Source organism: Mycobacterium sp., assembly GCF_050701675.1.
Classification (GTDB): domain Bacteria; phylum Actinomycetota; class Actinomycetes; order Mycobacteriales; family Mycobacteriaceae; genus Mycobacterium.
On sequence record NZ_JBOGDD010000354.1, the window covers coordinates 1 to 5,851 of the forward strand.

Sequence of the window (5,851 nt, forward strand, 5' to 3'; positions counted from 1 at the left end):
CCCCCGACCGGAGCGATGAGATCGTGGTGCGCAGCGATCGCGAGGACGACGAGGTGGCCATCTCGCTGAGCACGGCGCCCGGTGACGTAACCGGTTGGGCCGCCTACGTGGCGGGGGTGATCTGGGCGCTGCGGAGCGCGGGCCATCAGCTCAGCGGCGGCAGGATGTCGGTCTCCAGCGATGTCGAGATGGGGTCCGGACTGTCGTCGTCGGCCGCACTCGAATGCGCGGTCCTCGGCGCGATCGCGGCCGCCACCGGCCTCGTCGCGAACCGGGTCGAGCTGGCCCAGATCGCACAGGTCGCCGAGAACGACTACGTCGGTGCCCCGACAGGCCTGATGGATCAATTGGCGTCGCTGTGCGGTGAGCCGCACCAGGCACTGCAGATCGACTTCCTCGACCTCTCCGTCCGGCCGGTGCGGTTCGACCCCGATGCCGCAGGCGTCGAGCTGCTCGTCATCAATTCCCATGCGCCGCACCACCATGCGGGCGGCGAGTACGCGGCGAGGCGCGCGGCCTGCGAGCGCGCCGCCGTCGACCTCGGCGTCTCATCGCTGCGCCACGTCCAGGACCGGGGACTCTCCGCACTCGGCGAGGTACGGGATCCGCTGGACGCCCGACGCGTCAGGCACATCCTCACCGAGAATCAGCGTGTCCTGGAGGTCGTTACCGCACTGGGTGATTCCGACTTCGAGGCGGCAGGACGGATCTTCACGGCTTCGCACGCATCGATGCGCGACGACTTCGAGATCACCACCGACCACATCGACCTGATTGCCGACACCGCAGTCCAGGCGGGCGCGCTCGGCGCCAGGATGACCGGCGGAGGCTTCGGTGGCTGCGTGATCGCCCTCGTCGGCGCGGACCGGTCGCCGGCCGTCGCGCGTGCGGTGTACGAGGCGGTGAGCCGGGCGGGCTTCGTCGCACCGACGATCGCGCGTACCGAGGCCGGCGCGGGCGCCTCCCTCTCGCGGTGACGGTATCGGTCCAGATGACCGTTTGAATCTCGCCGGCAGGCAACGGCCATACACTCGCTGCAAAGGGATGTACCGGGCTCAACGAGGAGCGAAGAACATGACGATCACCGAACCAGGCGTCGAATCCACCACGCCGTTCGACGACGACGTCGCCGCCACGCAGCGATATCTCGACAGTCCGCGCTTCGACGGGATCATCCGGCTGTACACGGCCCGTCAGGTTGCCGAGCAACGCGGCACGATTGCATGCGAATATCCCGTGGCGCGGGACGCGGCGGCGGGCTTTTACGATCGCCTGCGCGAACTGTTCTCGCAGCAGAAGAGCATCACCACCTTCGGCCCCTACTCGCCCGGCCAGGCGGTCACCATCAAGCGGATGGGCATCGAGGGCATCTACCTCGGAGGTTGGGCGACGTCGGCGAAGGGCTCGCTGAGCGAGGACCCGGGGCCAGACCTTGCCAGCTATCCGCTGAGCCAGGTGCCCGACGAGGCCGCGGGCCTGGTGCGCGCGCTACTCACCGCAGACCGCAACCAGCAGTACCTGCGCCTGCGGATGAGCGACGCCGAGCGCGCCGCGACCCCGGCGACCGACTACCGGCCGTTCATCATCGCCGACGCCGACACCGGCCACGGCGGGGACCCGCACGTCCGCAACCTGATCCGCCGCTTCGTCGAGGTCGGCGTGCCCGGGTATCACATCGAGGATCAGCGCCCCGGCACCAAGAAGTGCGGCCATCAGGGCGGCAAGGTCCTGGTGCCGTCCGACGAGCAGATCAAGCGCCTCAACACCGCCCGCTTCCAGCTCGACGTGATGCGGGTGCCAGGCATCATCGTCGCGCGCACGGATGCGGAGGCGGCCAACCTCATCGACAGCCGCGCCGACGAACGCGACCAACCGTTCATCCTCGGTGCCACCAATCTGAAGGTCCCCCCGTACAAGGCCTGTTTCCTGGCGTTGATGCGCAGCTTCCACGACGCTGGCGTCACCGATCTTCGAGGTCATCTCCTCTATGCCCTCCCCGATGGCGAGTACGCCGCCGCGGATGCGTGGCTGGGGCGCCAGGGCATCACGACCCTGGTCACCGAGGCGGCGGCGTCGTGGTCCGACGGCAAGTCGCAATCGGTCGACGATCTCTTCGACGAGGTCGAGTCCCGGTTCGTCGACGCCTGGCAGGCCGACGCCGGCTTGGAGACCTACGGCGAAGCGGTGGCCGAGCTGATCGCGTTCCGCGAGCGCGAGGGCGAGCCGCTCGAGGTGAAGGTTGCCGACTGGCGGCAGTTCGCCGCGACCGCATCGCTGTACGCCGCTCGCGAGAAGGCCAGGGAGCTGGGGGTCGACGTCCCGTGGGATTGCGAGCGGGCCAAGACCCCAGAGGGCTACTACCAGGTGCGCGGCGGCATTCCCTATGCGATCGCCAAATCGCTTGCGGCGGCGCCGTTCTGCGACATCCTGTGGATGGAGACCAAGACCGCGGACCTCGACGACGCCAGGCAGTTCGCGCACGCGATCCACGCCGTCTACCCGGACAAGATGCTGGCCTACAACCTGTCGCCCTCGTTCAACTGGGACACCACCGGCATGACCGACGACCAGATGCGCGCCTTCCCCGCCGCCATCGGAAAGATGGGCTTCGTCTTCAACTTCATGACGTACGGCGGACACCAGATCGACGGTGTCGCCGCCGAGGAGTTCGCCACCGCGCTGCGGCAGGACGGCATGCTCGCCCTGGCTCGGCTGCAGCGCAAGATGCGTCTGGTCGAATCGCCGTACCGCACGCCGCAGACCCTGGTCGGCGGCCCCCGCAGCGACGCGGCCCTGGCCGCCTCGTCGGGACGCACGGCGACCACGAAGTCCATGGGCAAGGGCTCCACGCAGCATCAGCACCTCGTGCAGACCGAGGTGCCGAAGAAGCTGCTCGAGGAGTGGTTGGCGCTGTGGAGTGAGCACTATCAGCTCGGCGAGACGCTCCGGGTCCAGTTCCGGCCGCTGCGCGCGGGCGGCGAGGTCCTCGAACTCGGCATCTACGGCGACCGCGACGGCGGCGAGGAGAAGCTCGCCAACGTGCTGGTCGACCCCATCAAGGACCGCAACGGCCGCAGCATCCTGACGGTGCGCGACCAGAACACCTTTGGCGAGCAGCTGCGCAAGAAGCGCCTGATGACCCTGATCCACCTGTGGTTGATCAACCGATTCAAGGCCGACGCGGTGTACTACGTCACGCCGACCGAGGACAACCTCTATCAGACCGAGAAGATGAAGTCGCACGGCATCTTCCGTGACGTGCATCAGGACGTCGGCGAGATCGTCGTCGCGGACGTGAACCACGACCGCATCGATGAGCTGCTTGCGCCGGATCGCGAGGCGCTGGGGCGGTTGATCCGCAAGGAGGACTAACGCATCGCTGGTCCCCGTCAAGGGCTTTCGTGTCGAAGGTGCAGCTGAGCGCCGAGCCCGATCGAGGCCAGGATCATCGTCGCCGCGACGTACCAGTAGACGGTGGGCTCCAGTCCTACGATGTTCGCGATCACGCCGGCGATGACGATTGGCACGCCAAAGGCGAGGTAGCAGACGAGATAGATTCCGGCGGCAATGCCTGCCCTCTGATGCGTTGCCACTAGGGGAAGGACGAGCCGCAGCCCACCCGTGAACGACGCCCCGAAGCCTGCGCCTGCGATCGTCTGTCCGACGATCATGAGGGCAAGGCTTCCTGCGCACACGCCGCCGACGATGCCGGCGGCCCCGACGATGGATGCGTAGATGCCGACCGTCATCGAGCGCCGGGGGTCCACCGTGGCGAAGGCCAGTCCGATCGCTGCCGACGCAGCCGGTGCGACGGACCCGGAAAGGCCGGCGACGAGGCTGCTGTCAAGCAGGAAGACGGAGCTGACCATGGTCGGGCAGAGACCGCCCGAGAGCCCCGACAGCATCCAGATCGCAGCGAGCGCGGGTACTGCTGCGGCGAATTCCCTTCTGGCGGAACGCGGGACGACGACCCGTGGGATCAGCGAGTGCAGCGCACCCGGTTGGCGGGTCGTCGTCTCGGGAGAGAGTGCGATGACGACGATTCCGAGCAGCGTGGCGACCAGTAGCACGCCGAAGATGACCGAATTCGGTGCGGCCGTTCGCTGGATCACGATCCCGGCCAGGAGGGAACCGACTCCGAGGCCGCCCGTCAACCCGACGCTGCCGAGGATGATGCCCAGCCTCTTGCGGTTCGGTGGGGCGAGTTCGACGAGTAACGCAGTGAACGCCGCCGTGGCGGCACCGGTGGCAATGCCTTGGACCAGGCGACCTGCGATCACCCACCCGATGTCCGCGGCGACGAGGAAGATGAAATTCGACGCCAGCTGAATCAGCAACGCCCCGAGCAGAACTGGACGACGGCCGACGTGGTCGGAGAGCGACCCAAGGGTAAGGATGGCGACGAGGAACCCGATGGCGAAGACGGCGAATGCGAGTGTGAGAAGCGCCGGGGTGAGCGCCCACTGGACCCCGTAGAGCGGCAGCAGAGGCATCAGCGCACCGGCCGCGACATACAGGCTGGTGAACGCAAACGCTGCGCCAGCGAAGGCCACGCCGGCGGGGAGCGTGGGGCGGTCTCTCTCGGCGGCAACGCCAAGGGACCCCGGCGCGGAGGCTCGTGCGGCTGCGTTGGTCATCACGGTCGCTCAGTGGCCGCCGAGCGGGGAGGGCAGAGTCCCGAAGGGGCGGAACGAGATTTCGGGAGCGGAGTTGACGATCTCCGCACTGCCAGGAGACTGGCACGCGGTGCCCGGGCCGGTTACGGCGCAGGATCTCGGCAGCTGGGTGGGAGCAGCGGCCGCGGTCGGTGCCGCGACCGTCGTGATCGCGACAACCCCTGCCGCCAACAGCGATGCGAATTGAGTCGGTGTGACTCTCATGGTGCTACTCCTTCTGCGAAGGTCCCGGATCGGAACCGATTTCACGCTGGCAAGCCCGACGCTACGCATGAAGTGGCACACTCCCCTGGTCCATTCAGGCACCTAATGTCTGGGCCACTTGGGCTGCGGGTGAGACCTCCCGGCCGGTGCCGACCTGCACGAGGAGATGTAGTCCCCGCGAGCATTCACGGGAACTTCATAGGTTCGGCTTGGCCGCACCTTAGGTCGCGCGGGGATGTTGGAGCCATGAGTGCTATCGCCAACACGTCGGGTCGGGGCCATACCCGCGCGGTACGTCGCCCGCTGGTGGAGCGGCGGCGGATCGCCTTGGGTGCCATTCTCGCCCTGGCCGGTGCGTCCTCACTCGTGCTGCTCGCAGACGTTCACGTCGGCCCGGCATGGATGCACTGGCTCGGTTCGCTGGTGGCCCTTGCCGCGGGACTCGGGGTGGTGGTCGTCGCGGAACTGAATTGGCAGCGCGCGATCAGCACGGCGGCGGCCGCCGGTCTGGTGGCGCAGTCCGCTGACGAGGGCAACGCCGGAAGTTAGCGCACCGGTCTATATCTGACCGGGCATACCGCCCATTGCCGGTGATGGCATTGCCATCGGCGGCGGCGCTATTGGCATTTGAATCGGCGGCGGCGCCTCGATCGGCGGCGGCGCTATCGGCATTTGAATCGGCGGCGGCGCCTCGATCGGCGGTGGCGCTATCGGCATTTGAATCGGCGGTGGCGCCTCGATCGGCGGTGGCGCGATCGGCTCTTCGACGGGCGGAGGCGGTGGCGCCGCCTCGACCGGCGGAGGCGGAGGTGGCGGTGGCGGTGGGACGAACGGGCTTCCCAGGCACGCCGCATCGGCAGGCATGGTGGCGCATTGGGGATCGAGTGGGCCAGTGGGAAGCGCTGGAGGCGGAGGTGGTCCCTGCCAATACGGACCGCCCTCACACACCGGGTCCGTGGGCATCTGAATGC

At 67.9% G+C, this 5,851-nt stretch carries 5 protein-coding genes and 1 pseudogene; 3 read left to right on the forward strand and 3 right to left on the reverse strand.

The features are described from left to right. A partial coding sequence (locus tag ACRDUX_RS10460) for a galactokinase (protein ID WP_526413597.1) occupies nt 1–977 on the forward strand: 977 nt, incomplete at its 5' end. A gap of 97 nt (nt 978–1,074) precedes the next feature. Then, the gene (gene aceA / locus ACRDUX_RS10465; protein ID WP_526413599.1) at nt 1,075–3,372 is read left to right on the forward strand and encodes an isocitrate lyase ICL2; all 2,298 of its coding nucleotides are present in this window, start codon (nt 1,075–1,077) and stop codon (nt 3,370–3,372) included. A 17-nt stretch (nt 3,373–3,389) separates the two neighbouring features. On the opposite strand, the gene ACRDUX_RS10470 is transcribed toward aceA, so the two are convergent. Both ACRDUX_RS10470 and ACRDUX_RS10475 read right to left on the reverse strand, forming a co-directional pair. After that, nucleotides 3,390–4,637: an MFS transporter gene (locus tag ACRDUX_RS10470; RefSeq protein ID WP_526413601.1), complete on the reverse strand. Its 1,248-nt coding sequence runs from the start codon at nt 4,635–4,637 to the stop codon at nt 3,390–3,392. Between the two features lie 9 nt (nt 4,638–4,646). Then, on the reverse strand, nt 4,647–4,880 hold the full coding sequence (locus ACRDUX_RS10475) for a hypothetical protein (protein ID WP_526413603.1): 234 nt from the start codon (nt 4,878–4,880) through the stop codon (nt 4,647–4,649). A gap of 246 nt (nt 4,881–5,126) precedes the next feature. Here ACRDUX_RS10475 and ACRDUX_RS10480 point away from each other — a divergent pair, with 246 nt between their 5' ends. Continuing rightward, complete coding sequence (locus ACRDUX_RS10480; RefSeq protein WP_526413605.1) at nt 5,127–5,429, forward strand: hypothetical protein; 303 nt, start codon at nt 5,127–5,129, stop codon at nt 5,427–5,429. Nucleotides 5,430–5,438: 9 nt separating this feature from the next. Here the strand turns inward: ACRDUX_RS10480 and ACRDUX_RS10485 are convergent. After that, a pseudogene (locus ACRDUX_RS10485) lies at nt 5,439–5,851 on the reverse strand (hypothetical protein); the annotation flags it as partial.